Origin of the sequence: Arsenophonus sp. aPb (assembly GCF_029873475.1) — a bacterium.
In the GTDB taxonomy this organism is placed as follows: Bacteria; Pseudomonadota; Gammaproteobacteria; order Enterobacterales; family Enterobacteriaceae; genus Arsenophonus.
In genome coordinates this window covers 44,074-60,374 of record NZ_CP123501.1, presented here as the reverse complement: position 1 = coordinate 60,374, position 16,301 = coordinate 44,074, and the positions used below count along the sequence as shown (strand labels likewise).

The window sequence follows — 16,301 nt, the reverse complement described above, 5'->3', positions numbered from 1 at the left end:
GACACAAAAACAGTAAAACTGTTATATTTCGATGGTCACTATAAATTAGTGATGGGGGTTTGATAGCCTGAACACGAAAGCGGATATGCCGCTCAAATTAGCGGTTTTTTTACGTCCGTAAAACAGCTACACACCAATAGTTTATGGTGGGGCGTAGCGGGGGAGCTGAGAAGCTCGCCGGTTTCTTTCGTGCCGGTCTATCAATCCTGTTACGTCTCACCACCTCGTTTGATAGCGAAAGGTGAGGTTTTTAAAACTTACGAAAGAGAGCATAATCATGGCTACCGATAAATTTATCGATACCTATTGGATTATTCCAAATTACTCAAGTAAACCCGCAACAAAAGCACCTCTCACAAAAGACACCTTAAATTTACTTAAAACCTACTCAAATGCTCGTCTTATCTGGTCAGGTCGTTTACCTGTTCGTGAGGTGATGGCATGAAAATTATTGACATAAAAAATGTTGAAACACTTCGTGACTATTTTCCAGAATTAACGCCAGATCAACTGGAAACAGGTATGTTGTTTTCTATGGGAATATCTAAAAAAGAAATTGCTTTTCTTCGTTCTGTGACAGTGTCCACAATTGAGAAAATGCTTGAAACAATAAAACAAAAATATGAGATCAAATCTTTAAGTGATTTATTGTCTATTTTTAAAACAAGAATATATTTTATTTTTTTAATTAAAATTACCCAATAGATTGAATTTTAAGTAAAACTAAAATAATGAGGCTCTATTAATATTTGAGCCTTATTTATTTTTTCTTATCATAAATAAAGCAAAAATAAAATTGTGGATTTCCCTCAATATACAATGTTATTCCATTCAAAGATAATAAACTCGCTTTAAGTTATCGATTTATAAATAAAATTATCTATTAAGATTTGATTCATTTTGATGCCGCCAAGTTGCGCCAACACTATGGAAAAAACCAACCAGCCTGTTATCTTTCAGGCTGGTTTTTTGTTTTATGAATATCGTAACTTGTTTATTATATTTGTTTGTAATCATAAGCGATACTTTATCGTGTTTGTTTGAATATTAAGAAATTCAATTAGCCGATGATTGAATATCTTTTGTCGGCTAATTGAAAGTAATGATAAAAATCATAACTGATATCATTTAATATATTGATTATTAATCATTTTTTAAATCCTCCAGAAAATCGCTATAAATTTTTATCCAGTTTTCTTTTTTAAGGGATTCAACGCCGTTTTTTCTTGCCCATAGTGTGAGAGATCCGGTGATACCTGACCGGATTCAGGAGATGTTTTATTATTCATTAGCCAAAGTGTATATTTTTCAAATTTGGGATGTTGGACAATTTTCATAATGGCATTGAGGTTGGGATTAGAATGTTGTCCTTCATAATTTTTTAGTGAACTGAGAGGGATATTTAGTAATTTACAAAACTCCATTTGTGTTAAACCCTCTGCATTTCTAATAATTTTTATTTTTTGTGACATTTTCATTTGACAGGTTCCATTACTAAAACTAAATTTACTATTATTATGGTTCCAATATTAAAATCGTATTGTTGTAACAGTTTCAACATCTAAACCATAGGAAAAACAAAACCGTTATAAACGGTTTTGTTGTTATACGAGGTTAGCAAATGAAAACTAAATTGTTCAATTTTATACATCATCAAAAAAATATGTTTCAGAGAGTAAAAGTGCACTATTTATTTTTTAGTTAAAAACTAAACTTAGCTTATTTCCTGGGAGGGAGGTCAGTATGCCTTTAGTTAATGTGTCAAATTTCACAATAAAAGAGATTGTTAACGATAAGTATATTAGTTGCGTTAATGAACTGTTAATTCATTATGTCTTTTCAAGAAACAAGCATTTAAATCAGAACATAAAAACAAATAAAATTATTGAAGCGATAACCTTATTGTTTAATGAATATTGTCGTGATAATCGCTATGTCGTTAATGGACTGCCGTTGCTTATTAAGTTTTGTGTTAATAACGATATGAATTTAATTGAATATAAAAACACAGAGGAATGGGCTATCACCTCAGCAAAAGCGATAAAACAGGCATTAATGGAAATGATTAAGGGCACTGAAATTATTGGCCTTAATTTTCCGGTATCAAATAAAAAACAGATTAATGTTAATCACCGATTTTTTTCTTAATCTGTTGTTAGTGTATTATTGATATGAGTGAGATGTTATTAACTAACCAACATAAACGTCATACGCCGTTTTCGCTGCGTCGTTGTTATGTTTGTAATCCCCATCCTGCTTATATCCCGCCGAAAGAAACCAGTAATAAACCCGCTATTATTAAAGCGCTTACAAAAGCGGCCAGAGAAACTCGACCTTCCCGCCATGAAGCATGGTACACCACAATAAGCGTAAAAAAGAATGGTGATATAAAGAACTTTATTAAACGACTTAATGAACATCGCGCCCGCGCTATTGATGCACTGATAGTGGCAATGAGTGACCGGTTAAATATTATTAGTGGTAAAGTTGAAGCCAGTGTTGAGCAGCTCGCCAATTGGTGTGGTTTATCAACGGAATCGGAATGCGGGAATAAAAGTATTACCCGTTGTAGTAAAGCTATTATCACATTAGAAGAGTTAGGCGTAATTATCTGTGAGCGGGTATGGGATAAAACCACCGGAACGTATATTCCCAAAATGATGTGGGTAACTGAATTATTTTTGGTTCTGTCGCATTAATGTTGGAAGTTTAATTTGTGGTAGTTAGAAGAATTGTTAGGCGACTAAAGTGTAAAAAGCATCGACTGGACAGAGAATTAGGCCATTGATAGGAATTTGTTGTTTATGGAGCATATGCAATATTTCTATTCCTTCCAGTAAAACTTTTGCCGTTCGGTACGTCTTAAAACCAAGCATCGCTCGATAGCGTTTTTTAATGAAACGGTGATCTTGCTCTACCATGTTATTTTTATAACGGCACTGTCTTATTTTTATCCCCAGCTCACGTTGATTAAGTGACATTAATGCAGCCCGATTAGCACCACTTTTATCAATATTCACTTCCATAGGATAGGTATTTTGATGGATAGCTTTCTTTAAAAAGCGTAATGCAGATTTTTTATTTCGCTTTTGACTAAGAATAAAATCTATCGTTTCACCACTAGCCTCTACGGCGCGATAAAGATAATGCCATTTCCCTTTTATCCTGATATAGGTTTCATCCAGATACCAGGTGCCACCATAGATTTTTCGTTTCTTTCTGGCAACACTTGCTAGTTTTGGCGTCAGTCGTAAAATCCAGCGGTGAATGGTGGAGTGATCAACAAAAATACCTCTTTCCTGCATCATCTCCTCAAGGTTACGCAAGCTTAAGGAATACGCCAGGTACCAACGTAGACAAACTAAAATGACATCGACGGGATAGTGGAGACGTTTAAAGCTTTGTTTAACAATATTCATAAGAGTCAATTATATCTGCTTGTAGTACAAGGTTTACAAATCGATCTTATCAAACAGACTCTTTTAATGCGACAGAACCCACTAAGCTACATCAAAACCTTACCGGATGATTGCATTGACTTAATTGTCACCGATCCACCGTATTTTCGAGTGAAAGACTGTTCATGGGATAATCAGTGGGACACGGTCACCGATTATTTAATCTGGATAGAGGCACTTTTATCACAATTCTGGCGAGTATTAAAACCTAACGGGGGTTTATATCTTTTTTGCGGTCATCGACTCGCTGCCGATACCGAGCTTCTGGTGCGCGACCGGTTTAATGTACTTAACCATATCGTCTGGGCCAAACCGTCTGGAAAATGGCGAAAGAGTCATAAAGCCAGTTTGCGGTGTTATTTTCCGTCAACAGAGCGGATTATCTTTGCCGAACATTATCAAGCGTCCGACGCTGGCAAAACCAATGCGTATCATAAACAGTGTCGTCAGTTAAAAGATAACGTGTTTAGGCCATTAATTGAATATTTCAAACAGGCCAGGAAAGCATTAGCAATCAGCGCCAAACAGATTGACCAGGCCATCGGTAAACAGATGAGTAGCCACTGGTTTTGTTACAGTCAGATTGAGCTGATGCAGGCAAAAAAGGCTGAATGGGCGCAGAAAGCTCCACTGGCGAATATCAGTACCTGCGATGGTAAACCATGTGTTCAGGTTACTGGTGGGGAATATACGAATAAAAAAGGTGATCGTTTTTATTTAATAAAAACAGTCAAATAAGGTGAATTGCTTGTTATTGTAGACATAGCATGCATTAGCATGCTATTGTGTGTGTATTGCAAATAAATAAAGATTATTAAAAATATGGCTTTAGATGGAAAAGTTAGCCGTAATGAGCAGTTGATGATTAAGGTTTTAGAATCATCAAAGGAACCATTGAATTTGAATGAGATAGTTGAAGCAATAAACATTCTAGATAAGAACTGTCTTGTAGGTAAAAGCCCAAGTAAGTCACTTTATTCTATAATTTACAGGCGTGAGAAGCGAAGATCATTGAACAATGAAAAACCAATATTTATTGTAAGCACCCGTGGTGGTGCTAAATACTATTCAATAAACAAAAAGGCTCATTAAAATGAAGGCTCCTCATGTTGTACCATATCAGGGAAGTAAAAGAAAAATAGCTGAAGAAATACTAAAAAACATTCCTTATAAAATTCAAGGAAGGCTTTTTGAACCTTTTTCCGGTTCAGCAGCGATAACTCTTTCCGCAGCCGTGAAAAATTTAGCTAATGAATATGTTGTTGGCGATAAATATGAGCCGTTAATTAATTTATGGAGAAAAATAATTGATTTCCCAGATGATGTCGCTAGAGAGTACAAATATTTATGGAATTCTCAATTAGGCGATCCTAAACAGTTCTTTGCTGAATGTCGGAGTCAGTTCAATATTGATAATGACCCTGTTAAATTTCTTTATTTAGTGGCTAGATGTGTAAAGAATGCAATCAGATTTAATTCTCAAGGTGAGTTTAATCAGTCTCCAGATAATAGAAGGCTAGGAACTAACCCTGACCGTATGCGTAAAGAAATATTTGCTGCTTCTGATTTGTTATGTGGTAAAGTTGATTTTAGAGTCGGTGATTTTATTGATATTTTAAATGATGCCACTTCGAATGATGTTGTTTATATGGATCCACCTTGGCAAGGGACAAGTAATAAAAAAGACCCAAGGTATGCTTATTTGTTAGATATTGAACTTTTAACAAGAGGTCTTGAGGATTTAAACTCTAGGAATATCCCATATTTATTATCCTTTGATGGTGTATGTGGAGGTAGGTCTTATGGTAATGGTTTACCTGAATATCTAGACCTCATGAAAATAGATATACATGCTGGCAGATCAAGTCAAGCGACCCTTTTGGGGAGGGACGATATGACAATAGAATCACTATACTTATCACCAGCATTAATTGAGTTAAGTGGTTATGGAAATATACATGAATACCATAAACTTTATGCTTAATTATCGTATCTATCTTTTATTATATCCTTGATAAGCTCTTGAGGAGAGGTTCTTATTTGTATACTTTCCTCAACCACTTTATCAAAGTACGCAACATCAATTCCTTCCCATATGATATTTATACTTCTTTGAGTTCGCATCGCTACGTGAGTATAATTTTCAGGTGACGCCCAGTAGCATGTTTTGCAGATGTTAACATCAAAGTAATCTTTTAGATTAACACATTGCTCACAATCCCAAGACTTAGATCTTTGCATTGATTTTGAAAGAAGCATAAAGTCGTTTGGATCGCGATCTCTTGCAATATCTCCGGATATGTAATATGGTATTTTATGGTCAATTTGCAATTCGCTCTCGGGAAGGTGTTGTTTAGATATTGCACAGATTAGACCATCACGTAATATAAGCTTTCCTTTTAATGAACTAGGGAAGTTAATTCTTCCTCCGAATTTATTTTTTTTAATGTCTGAAGCTTCTCCAAACGTATATTCTGCAATTGTTCTATTATCTGAGCTTTTTATGTTTCTGGTGATTAATGGTATTCCATTATCTCGAACATCCCCAACAGCCCTCGCGCCATGAACAAAACCTGCATTTCTAATTTGCTCAGAATTTATGGAACCATTTTTTATTATATGGTTTATTACAAATGCAGCGCGAGAACTACAAACTTTTAAAACATCATTGATATAATCTTCAAGATCTTTTGTCACTTTCAATAATCCCACTTAAAAATGGAACTATGATAATCATCAGAGCTATTGTCAAATTTGATTTCTTGACTGGTCATTTACCATAACATCACATTAAAACAACTTATTACAGCATTCCAAGATTTTATTTAACTATAAAAAATAAAATTATATAAAAAAATATACTATTATTGAAGTTCAATAAATTTGGAGGGTAAAAATATGAAAATCTCAATTAGTTTACTATTGTTAATTTGTACGTTTTTAGCTAATGCTTGTCCTAATGGTTTTTATTATGACGAAATTAGAAAATTATGTATCAGTCAACATGATCCTTATGTGACAGCCGAAAAACCCGTGACGTGCAAAGGTGTAGGAAAAGGAACATCTTGTTTTCCGAGCAATTAACAATATTACCACAAAAATCTAGTAACAAATATTTGGATTATTATCTTTTTCTACCAAACTAACCATTAGATAAAGTTATTCAACGTGTTGTAGTTTGAATCAAGAAAATAGTTGTTTTTTAATAACAGCGCCTATTCAGTATAAGGCGCTGTTATACTAAATTCTTCTGAAAATGGTTGAATTTAACATAAAGGTGCTAACGCGTCTCGCGACATTTTAACTCAATCAAAAAATGACCGCCAAGGCTTAAAAAGATAAACTTTCCTAGCGAAAATGAGAGATTTTTTTGAAATAACATTTTGTTAATAAATCATCACTCTGGCACTTCATGCTAATTTACCCCGCTAAGCCTTATTTTTGTTAATTATATATATTATTTTAGGCTCCGTTTCCCAAACGGAGCCCAAGCTCATTACTTCATTAAAAAACACTATCGAGTTATGTTAGGATTAAATTACGCACCGCAAAAGTTTTACTGGAAGTAATCGAAACACGGTATGTGCTCTATAAACAATAAATTCCTGTTAAATTGGTAACTATCAGCTTAGGTATGAGCTATTACAGTTTATTTTTGGTTCGATTAGCTGTTTTTTTATTGTCTCAATTTGATTCAAGTAAACATCTCTAAATTTTCCTTCTTTGTGCCGTTCTTTTATGATGTATTCAAATGCTTCAATAACACCATTAAAATCACTATGAGAAATCATAATTGAATTGTCTTTCTGTTTAAAAGCTATGAGCATTTCATCTTCTGGACCAATATGATCAATAATAAAATATTCACTTATTTTAGTTATTTGAGCATCACTTAATATTTGTATATGACCAGATATTTCTGTATTTCCAGTTATGTTGGCATCACCATAAATTTCTGCATTCCCAGAAATTTTAACATTGTCTTGTATTTGAGCATTATCATATATTCTTGCCTGGTTGAATATTTTCACGCTTCCCTTTATAACGGCTTTGTCATGTATTCTGGCACGACCAAATATTTCTATAATGTCCTTTTTTTCTAAGGAATAAACCTTTGCATCGCCATATATTTGGGCATCGTCATATAATTTAATTTTCCCAGCCTGAGAACTATCGCCAATTGAAGCATTACCAAATATTTTAGCATTGCCATAAATTTCCGTATTACTCCCAGCTATCTTCGCATCATCGAATATTTCTGCGTTGTCATACATAGAGACCTGATTAATTTCCGCGTTTCCATGTACTCTTGCATTACCATATATTTTTGTATGTGAGGAAGATGTATTTTCATTACCAATTATCTTCGCATTGCCGAATATTTCCGCGTTATCATATAACTCAATTTTTTTTGTTATCTTAGCATTGTCATATACTTTGGCATCGCCATATATTTTTGCTTTATTATCTATTTCAGCTTCACCATATATTTTGGCATTACCATAGATTTGTACCTGATGGTGTACTATTGCGTTATTTGATATTTGAGCGTTATTGGATATCCTAGCTCCACTATAGACTTTTGCGTTATTTGATATTTGAGCGTTATCGGATATCCTAGCTCCATCATAGACTATTGCGTTATTTGATATTTGAGCGTTATCGGATATGATAGCATTACCGTAAACCATTGCATTGTCATATATCCAGGCACTACCTTCATGACTTAAATTTTTTTCTTCCTCAATCCATCCCCCAAGGTCACCTTTCTTTACATCATTAAAAAAACGAAGAGCACGAATTCGATGTATAGCTCTCCCGTTAATCTCTTTTGTTATATATTTAACTAATTCATATTTCTTATCCATATTAGCTCCGGAAATTTAAAATAAGATAGACATAAATATCTCTTGATATTTGTTTTATTATTAATATTTAACAGGGTATAGTTAGCATGAATACTTAATTTAAGTACAATTAATATGTGTGAAAATTTATTGTTAATAATTATTAATAAAATGTTTTTTATTATCTTATAGCTAAATTTTGCTAAAAGTGTTTTCCTATTGATTCACTTATCGCATTATTGAAGTGGGAATGTCTATTACGAATAGATAGTAAATTTCAGCGTACTATGATGGTTTTAATGCAAAAAAATTTATTAAAAAATATTTAATTGAAAAATAAATTAATTTTACATCAATTTAACTTTATATTTATGTTGTTTTTTGTGATTATTTAACGTTCTAGTTAATGGGCTTTTTAATTCAAAACATCTTACTAAAAATAAAGGAAATGATAATGTATTTTTTTATTCTTGAAGTAGGTTCAGGTTCGGATAAAAGAAAGATAGGATTTAATTTTAATAAACTTGCAAGGATGGAGAAAGAAGAAAGTAATAAAATTAAATTTAAATTTAAAAGTGAAAGTTATGTTAAATATTTCAATACAGAAGAAGAAAGAGATTTTTATTTTGACTATATCGCTATTAAACTAGATGATATTGAATTACTTTTCAATAAAAACATAAAAACGAAGTATATAAGATTACCTCAGGATGAAATAACAAATACATCACAGATAATATACGTTAATGTAAATAATAGTAATATAACTTTTCAATTAGAAAGTGAGTATTTTTATTTAAGTTTTAGGACACAAAAAGAAGCAGAGGATTATTTTTATTCTCTAATGAAAAAAATTGGGGCGATTGAGCTTAAAAATGAAGCATAGTAATTAACAAATCAAGATTTAAATAAATGATAAGTAACTCGTTTTAAAATATTTGGTATATTAGATACCATTCAATTAAATGTTAGTGTATCAAAAAACTAGCACTAAGCCTGTCTTTTATACAGAAGAGCCTCACTTAATGTGAGGTATTTTTTGTGTGCCGTATTAACGAATGCTTTGACTTTTATACGTAGTAAGTATTTCCAAGTAATTAAAGCGTAAAATGCATTTGCTGAACAGTGAGTTTACCCATTGACAGGAACTGTTTTTAACTTTATTAAGAATATACACTAAAAATTAACTAATTTTTAGTTACTAGGGGCAGTGACCGGGTAGCTGCGGTAACCGCCAACGCTTTTTTGTATGGTTGAGTCTATCCCAACAAAGGTACGTGAGTTCCCACAGGATGCAAATTAGGATTTAGCGCTGTCAGAGTGCTGACATTCAAAAATCTAATCCCCCTTTTAACCACACACCAAAAACAAATAAGTCAGCTTAGAACGCGATTTAGCGTGTTTCAAATTCTGTTTTTTTGAATCAATCTCTAAGAAGAAAAACTGTGATTTTATCCCAAAAATCGCAGTCATAGCCCCGCCACGCCTGCGCACTAAATGTAGCGTTTTCGTTGCACTTTCAAAACAGGTGTTAACCCATGCTATATATAGCTTGCCTTAGCCTTAACAGGGCTAAAAAAATCGTGCAAAATGATGCAAAACGTTGCACTTTTAGACATGATTAAAAAAGCCATGCGCTTTGCGCATAAAAGGCGACAACGAAAGCACCAAAAATCAAAAAAGGTCAGGGTCGCCGAAGCGTGGCGAAGCCACTACGATAGAGAAAAAGACTCAGAATCTCCCCTTCCTGCCAAGCCATACAATATAAATAACAATATTTAAGGTTATTTTCCCCTGACAACGTCACGCAATGAGCCAGGTGAGCTTGCGAACCGTCACAGACGATTTCGTCTGTGGGCTGTACTGCGCATTAGTGGTTTACCGCTTACGGGGGAAATGGCACGGAGAGTTCTGAGCGGAGGGAACGTAGGTTCCCTGCAAGCGAAGGCTTTTTCGTTCTTGTTTTTTCTTTTTCTGTTAAAGGTCGTTATGGTTATATTGCATCTATTGCTTTAGATGTATCTAATGATAAAAACGGTTCTGTCGCATTAAAAATGTCTGCCTGATAAAATGAATATTTGAATATTGTTTTCAGAGATGAGTAGCGGTTATGTGTCTTGTTAAACAAAGCTTTAAACGTCTCCACTATCCCGTCGATGTCATTTTAGTTTGTCTACGTTGGTATCTGGCGTATTCCTTAAGCTTGCGCAACCTTGAGGAGATGATGCAGGAAAGAGGAATCGATGTTGATCACTCCACGATTCATCGCTGGGTTTTACGATTAACGCCAAAACTCGCCAGGGTTGCCAGAAAGAAACGAAAAATCCATGGTGGCACCTGGTATCTGGATGAAACCTATATCAGGATAAAAGGGAAATGGCATTATCTTTATCGTGCCGTAGAGGCTAGCGGTGAAACGATAGATTTTGTTCTCAGTCAAAAGCGAAATAAAAAATCTGCATTACGCTTTTTAAGGAAAGCTATCCATCAAAATACCTACCCTATGGGGGTGAATATTGATAAAAGTGGGGCTAATCTGGCTGCATTGATGTCACTTAATCAGGGTGAACTGGGGATAAAAATAAGACAATGCCGTTATAAAAACAACATAGTAGAGCAAGATCACCGTTTCATTAAAAAACGCTATCGAGCGATGCTTGGCTTTAAGACGTACCGAACGGCAAAAGTTTTACTGGAAGGAATAGAAACACTGCATATGCTCCATAAACAACAAATCCCTATCAATGGCCTAATTCTCTGTCCAGTAGATGCTTTTTACACTTTAGCCGCCTAACAATTCTTCTAACTACCACAAATTAAACTTTCAACATTAATGCGACAGAACCGTTAATCCACCTTATGTTAAATAGAGCCCAATTTTAAAAAATTATGTTTGTATGTCCTTAAGGGAGCATTCTAACTCTATCTAAAGCGATACCTTTCAGCGTTTTAAAGGGGATTAATCGCCCTTTGGGGAATAGAGTTTTAATAAAAAAACAAAAAATGACAATTAAATCGCTGAAAATATCAGTGCTAACTGCTAACAGTCCGTCAGAACAGCATCCGATAACCCGCTTTTATTATGAATTTTAATGTTGTAGTTACCAAAGGTATGAATACGCCCGTCTTTAAGTGGCTGGGTTAATTCCTGTTGGATTTTTTGACAAAGAGAGAAGCAGCCTGTTCGCTCATGGAAAAGGTTTTCCCATCAATATTTATTTCAATCATTATTTTATCTCTCGGTCATCGAAAATATCGCTTAATTGTATCAGCCGTCATACAAGTGACCTCAATACTTTTTTTGTATCGTTATTGGCACAATAAAAAAATACATATCTGAGGTTTGAGTATGACAATATATAATGAACTACCCGAAGATATTCGGCCTTATATGACCGATTTTAAGGAAAAAGAACAAGCCTACCAACAGGCCAGACAGTCTTTTGCTCAAAAGGAGCATGATGTTGAACTCATTAAAAACAGAAAAGCGGAAACCCAAAAAGCATTAAAGGAATACGATACGCAATGGCGACAGTTATTTCATGAAAATAAAGGTGAAATGACTAAACAAATGAAAGCCCTGCGGACTGAGTGCGTATTAGCTAAAGAGACGCTGGAAGAGTTTAATAACTTAATTGCTGTTGCAGAAAAAGATATAACGCCATATCAATGGCAACTAGGCGAGGCAGCCAGTCAGTTAATTGACGCGCAGCATAAACTGATTGCCCGTTATGCAACCCATTTATTTAATCATTTTATGCAAGAGCAGGGTAAAGTCTTAAATGCCGTCATGCGTTTTTATTACTATTCCCTGTCAGTGAATGAAATTAATAACGCAGGGGCATCAAAAGTTTATGAGGGCGTTAATGATAAAGCGGTAATGTTTAAAGATTTTACCGATAAACTAATGGTCAACTGGCGGACTAATTTAACCCATTATGACAGGGAGGCTTTACCTTTAAAAATTAACTTTCAGTTAAATAATGAGGTCTATCTTGACCAACAACTCAAACCTACACCCTGGGAAATAAAAAGAGCGTCTCTTTCTAAAAAAACCTGACCTTGTTATGATTAACAGCATAATCACTGAGTGATTTAATCAACCAGGAGTGAGTCTATATATGGCGATGCGATGTCCTGTTTGTGGTGAAACGGCGCATGTGCGCTCCAGTTTTTATGCAACTAAAACAACTAAAGAGAGCTATCATCAATGTAAAAATATTGAATGCTCCTGTACTTTTAAAACGCTGGAAACCCTCTATAGTATTATTCGCAGGCCTTTGTCACCGGATGAAATCGAAAAAAAAGCTGAACCAGACTTGCTGCCTAAACAGTCTAATGTACATTGTTTGAGTAAATATGGTGATAATTTTAAAGTAGCCACATAAATTTATCCCCATCGGCTAGTTAGGTGTTGCTTAAATAATTAGTAGTTTTTCGTCCGAAAAAGAATAAAAATACTGGCAATAAAATAACGAATCTTGTCGTAAGGGGGTAACTTTTTATTGAAACATTATTCGTAACCTTTTTTTTCTTTATAAACATCAAGCATTAGTTCTAATAATACTGTTAGTCTCACATTTTCTCTTTCTGCTATCTCTCGAAACTCTCTATCAAATTGAGGGCTTACGCGGGTTGCAAAAGTAAGAGTTCTATTAGTTTTCATCATGCTTCTTGCGTCTTTTCTAACATAGAATTTTTCATTGTCATAATATTTGTTAGATGGTGCTATTTCGGGAGATTTTAAGTTTGTTGTAACTTCTTCTGGGGAAGGAGGAACCCCTAACCTTTTTAATTTTGATAAATTAGCCATTATTCACCCACTTGGTTTATTAATGATTGAATAAGTTCATCTGCTCGTTCATTTAATGCTTTATAGCGCGTCTCTGTGACAGAATATCCAGAGTTTTGGGCTTGTCTATATGATGGTTTTTCAAACAAACAGCCCGCAAGAACTTCATACCCCGCTTCTTTAATATAATTTCTTGTTTCTAACTCTTCTGATTCAGTACCAATTTTAACCAGAGCAAAAACTAACTTTGGTTTAGGGATTCCTTCTTTTACTAAACTATGAAATAACTTTATAGCAGGCACCAAATCATCCAAAGATGCACCAGTTGGTTGTACCACCAAATTAGCCACTCTTGCTATATCTAAGGTTCCTTTACTAGCTCTTGCTGGACCATCAATAATCAACAGTTCATAATCATTAGCTATGGAAATAGCTTGAGTAGCAGTAGAAAAAGATTCGACTGAAACAAGAGGTTGTATATCAAATTGCAATCTACGACGATGCCAATCAATCGTCGTAGATTGTTGTATATCAAGATCGGCAATCTTTGTTTTTAATCCTTCTATTGTTGCCTCTCTGGCTAAAGCTCTACTTAATGTACTTTTACCTACTCCACCTTTTTGTGACACAAAAGCAATTATACATGTCATGTAATTACCTTTTTTTAGCTTAAAATTAGATTGTAGCTATCCATATTATAGATAGCAATAATATTTCAGCAATCTTATATTAAGCTAGCAGCTAGCTATAAAAATGCTAAAACAATATAAAAAATAAAATTTATTCTTTTAAAATCCCCTTTTTAATTTTATAAACAGCCTGTTTTCCTTTTTCTCGCATACGTGAATTATCTGCTTTTAATGTATTTTGCTTACGGTTTTTAAAAGTTACTTTATCAGTAACAATATCTAAAGAAATTTCATAATCAGGGAGATCATTTATTTTTGCTAATTGCTTAATATCAAATTTAAATTTTCTGAGCTCCCTTGATGAACCTATTTTTGAATGAAGTTTTTCAAGTGAAATAATAAATTCATGCTGACTACCACAATGTTTACGAGCTATCTCGTATAGACGTCTATCTATAGCCTTCCTAATACGAAAATAATCAGGACTAATTTGTAACACTTTAGTCTTTGTAATTGCTTGATAGAGCCAATTTGGTAAAGTAATTTCCACCATTCCTATATCCAATTTCCCTTTCTGTTTCTCAACAATTCTCCAACTATCAATTAAACCAAATTCTACAGTTTCCTGCTCATCAACTGAGTAAACAATGTTAGTTTTAATTGTTGTTCCTTTAAGACGAGATAATGCTTTTTCTAATTCAATATAAGATCGACCGCTTTTATTTCTATTGGTAGTGACGAAAAAATCATAAGGAGTAAAAACTACAGTACGGCTAATAGGTTCATTATTATTAATCGCTTCTTGTAACTTAGATATGGCATAAATCCACACATCTTTGTCAAAGATAGTGGCTAATCCAAGTGAATTAGATCTTACATTTACAGTTACATTGCCATTTTTATATTCCCTATCTTTTGTATCGCCTCCTTTTAATGCAAAAAAAGGATGCTCCATACTCGCCATTTCATCGCGAAAAGCATAAATATTAACTTCATCAGCAATAAAAAATTCCAACTGCTTATGTTTTAAAGGGCGTAATGTCTTCAATTTGTGTTTTTCTCTTTTTGTATATTATAGGTATGATCTAAGATCAGTTATTAGAATTTTATTAATACAGATTGATTAAAATACAAACAACTTGTTTTCGTGATTTACGGACGCTAGTAATAACGTGATTTGCGGACATTTTATCGTGATTTGCGGACAAGTCAAATAAAACAACGAAAAAAACAAAAAAAATATGTGGATAAGTGCTTTACTTATTCGTGATTTGCGGACATTTTATCGTGATTTGCGGACATTTTATCGTGATTTACGGACATTTTATCGTGATTTGCGGACGATTAATGTTTTTTTTACCTTAAAAATCAATTAATTAAATGCTATTTTTTTATCTTTAACTCTTTTAACTTATACATAACTATATTTAACTGCCTTTTTTTGCACTTTTACTGTGGATAACTTTTCTGACAAAACAAGTAAAACTTATTCAACTTATTTAATCCTAACTACAATTCCGTATTGATTAACATTTAACCAAACAAGTGCCCTCATTACTTTAAAGCTAATCGTGATATTCCGCTTCCTCGCCTGTTCGCTCGCGTTGCTCGGTCTCTTGGCTGCGGCGAGCGGTAAATATTTCAATATCAAATACTATTCATAAATAACCATAAAACCCTCTGTATCCGCTTCTGATAGGTTTTATTGGTTAAAGCTATGTCAAGTAGCTTCAAGAAACAAAACCCCGCTAAATTCGACACAGCTAATTTTTAATTAAATGGCTAAATATAAACATCGACCTTAAAAAATTTCACTAAAAAACCCGGAAAATCGCAATCATAGCCCCGCCACGCCTACTCACTAAATGTATCGTTTTCGTTGCACTTTCAAAACAGGCATTAACCCATGCTATATATAGCTTTCCTTAACCTTAACAGGGCTAAAAAAATCGTGCAAAATGATGCAAAACGTTGCACTTTTAGACATGATTAAAAAAGCCATGCGCTTTGCGCATAAAAGGCGACAACAAGAGTAACAAAAATCACAAAAGGTCAGGGTCGCCGAAGCGAGGCAAAGCCACTACGACAGGGAAAAAGACTCAGAATCCCCCCTTTCCTGCTAAGCCACACAATATAAATAACAATATTTAAGGTTATTTTCCCCTGACAACGTCACGCAGTTAGGCCACAGGAGGTTTTGTGGCCTAACTGCGCGTTAGCGGTTTAACGCTTACGGGGGAAATAGCACGGAGAGTTCTGAGCGGCGGGAACGTAGGTTCCCTGCAAGCGAAGACTTTTTCGCTCTTGTTTTTTCTTTTTCTGTTAAAGGTCGTTATGGTTATATTGCATCTATTGCTTTAGATGTATTTAAGGATAAAAAGTGATTGCATCTATAGGTGGATAACGGTTAATCCCACCCAAATTGTTATCCTTTGATGATAAAATCTTAGTCAATAATAGAGAAATTTGTACAAAAAACGGTCAATAATAAAATATTGATGTAGGGAAACTTGCTCAGTCAAGAACATAAAAAGGGAATATTAAGGTATTGGTGGGTCGGTTCTGTCGCATTAAT

Annotated in this window: 17 protein-coding genes and 1 pseudogene; 11 read left to right on the top strand and 7 right to left on the bottom strand. The window is 34.1% G+C overall.

The window, feature by feature from the left end; all coding sequences use genetic code 11:
* The first annotated feature begins 277 nt into the window (after positions 1-277).
* Together QE177_RS15200 and QE177_RS15195 are read left to right on the top strand one after the other, a co-directional pair.
* Positions 278-445, top strand: coding sequence for a hypothetical protein (locus tag QE177_RS15200; RefSeq protein WP_280552463.1), 168 nt, complete (start codon positions 278-280; stop codon positions 443-445).
* The gene (locus QE177_RS15195; RefSeq protein WP_280552461.1) at positions 442-705 is read left to right on the top strand and encodes a transcriptional regulator; all 264 of its coding nucleotides are present in this window, start codon (positions 442-444) and stop codon (positions 703-705) included. The genes QE177_RS15200 and QE177_RS15195 overlap by 4 nt, the downstream gene beginning before the upstream one ends.
* A 479-nt stretch (positions 706-1,184) precedes the next feature.
* Here the strand turns inward: QE177_RS15195 and QE177_RS15190 are convergent, their stop codons facing one another.
* A complete protein-coding gene (locus QE177_RS15190; RefSeq protein WP_280552459.1) occupies positions 1,185-1,478 on the bottom strand; it encodes a helix-turn-helix transcriptional regulator in 294 nt (97 codons plus the stop codon).
* Positions 1,479-1,743: 265 nt separating this feature from the next.
* Between QE177_RS15190 and QE177_RS15185 the strand changes: the two genes are divergently transcribed.
* Positions 1,744-2,148 (top strand): hypothetical protein, encoded by a 405-nt coding sequence (locus tag QE177_RS15185; RefSeq protein WP_280552457.1) that lies wholly within the window; start codon positions 1,744-1,746, stop codon positions 2,146-2,148.
* A 23-nt stretch (positions 2,149-2,171) separates the two neighbouring features.
* Positions 2,172-2,699, top strand: coding sequence for a plasmid replication initiator RepA (repA, locus tag QE177_RS15180; RefSeq protein ID WP_280552455.1), 528 nt, complete (start codon positions 2,172-2,174; stop codon positions 2,697-2,699).
* A gap of 36 nt (positions 2,700-2,735) precedes the next feature.
* Here the strand turns inward: repA and QE177_RS15175 are convergent, their stop codons facing one another.
* On the bottom strand, positions 2,736-3,419 hold the full coding sequence (locus tag QE177_RS15175) for an IS6 family transposase (RefSeq protein WP_280548476.1): 684 nt from the start codon (positions 3,417-3,419) through the stop codon (positions 2,736-2,738).
* A 66-nt stretch (positions 3,420-3,485) separates the two neighbouring features.
* Between QE177_RS15175 and QE177_RS15170 the strand changes: the two are divergent.
* The 3 genes and pseudogenes from QE177_RS15170 to QE177_RS15160 form a co-directional block, all read left to right on the top strand.
* Positions 3,486-4,049: pseudogene (locus tag QE177_RS15170) on the top strand (site-specific DNA-methyltransferase); the annotation flags it as partial.
* Positions 4,050-4,280: 231 nt separating this feature from the next.
* On the top strand, positions 4,281-4,550 hold the full coding sequence (locus QE177_RS15165; protein WP_280552453.1) for an HTH domain-containing protein: 270 nt from the start codon (positions 4,281-4,283) through the stop codon (positions 4,548-4,550).
* A 1-nt stretch (position 4,551) separates the two neighbouring features.
* Positions 4,552-5,442, top strand: coding sequence for a DNA adenine methylase (locus QE177_RS15160; protein ID WP_280552451.1), 891 nt, complete (start codon positions 4,552-4,554; stop codon positions 5,440-5,442).
* Here QE177_RS15160 and QE177_RS15155 read toward each other — a convergent pair.
* Positions 5,439-6,155, bottom strand: coding sequence for a hypothetical protein (locus QE177_RS15155; protein ID WP_280552449.1), 717 nt, complete (start codon positions 6,153-6,155; stop codon positions 5,439-5,441). The two genes, QE177_RS15160 and QE177_RS15155, sit on opposite strands and share 4 nt — an antisense overlap.
* Before the next feature lie 926 nt (positions 6,156-7,081).
* A complete protein-coding gene (locus tag QE177_RS15150; RefSeq protein WP_280552447.1) occupies positions 7,082-8,326 on the bottom strand; it encodes a hypothetical protein in 1,245 nt (414 codons plus the stop codon).
* Positions 8,327-8,759: 433 nt separating this feature from the next.
* Here QE177_RS15150 and QE177_RS15145 point away from each other — a divergent pair, with 433 nt between their 5' ends.
* The 4 genes from QE177_RS15145 (at position 8,760) to QE177_RS15130 (ending at position 12,693) form a co-directional block, all read left to right on the top strand.
* Positions 8,760-9,191, top strand: coding sequence for a hypothetical protein (locus QE177_RS15145; protein ID WP_280552440.1), 432 nt, complete (start codon positions 8,760-8,762; stop codon positions 9,189-9,191).
* Positions 9,192-10,415: 1,224 nt separating this feature from the next.
* Positions 10,416-11,099, top strand: coding sequence for an IS6 family transposase (locus QE177_RS15140; protein ID WP_280552438.1), 684 nt, complete (start codon positions 10,416-10,418; stop codon positions 11,097-11,099).
* A 555-nt stretch (positions 11,100-11,654) separates the two neighbouring features.
* On the top strand, positions 11,655-12,365 hold the full coding sequence (locus tag QE177_RS15135) for a hypothetical protein (protein WP_280552436.1): 711 nt from the start codon (positions 11,655-11,657) through the stop codon (positions 12,363-12,365).
* A gap of 61 nt (positions 12,366-12,426) precedes the next feature.
* Complete coding sequence (locus QE177_RS15130; RefSeq protein WP_280552434.1) at positions 12,427-12,693, top strand: ogr/Delta-like zinc finger family protein; 267 nt, start codon at positions 12,427-12,429, stop codon at positions 12,691-12,693.
* A gap of 125 nt (positions 12,694-12,818) precedes the next feature.
* Here QE177_RS15130 and QE177_RS15125 read toward each other — a convergent pair whose 3' ends face one another.
* The 3 genes from QE177_RS15125 to QE177_RS15115 all read right to left on the bottom strand — a co-directional run bounded on the left by QE177_RS15125 (position 12,819) and on the right by QE177_RS15115 (position 14,774).
* Positions 12,819-13,118 (bottom strand): hypothetical protein, encoded by a 300-nt coding sequence (locus QE177_RS15125; RefSeq protein ID WP_280552432.1) that lies wholly within the window; start codon positions 13,116-13,118, stop codon positions 12,819-12,821.
* Complete coding sequence (locus QE177_RS15120; RefSeq protein ID WP_280552429.1) at positions 13,118-13,747, bottom strand: ParA family protein; 630 nt, start codon at positions 13,745-13,747, stop codon at positions 13,118-13,120. The genes QE177_RS15125 and QE177_RS15120 overlap by 1 nt, the downstream gene beginning before the upstream one ends.
* A gap of 130 nt (positions 13,748-13,877) precedes the next feature.
* The gene (locus QE177_RS15115; RefSeq protein ID WP_280552427.1) at positions 13,878-14,774 is read right to left on the bottom strand and encodes a replication initiator protein A; all 897 of its coding nucleotides are present in this window, start codon (positions 14,772-14,774) and stop codon (positions 13,878-13,880) included.
* Positions 14,775-16,301 lie beyond the last annotated feature (1,527 nt).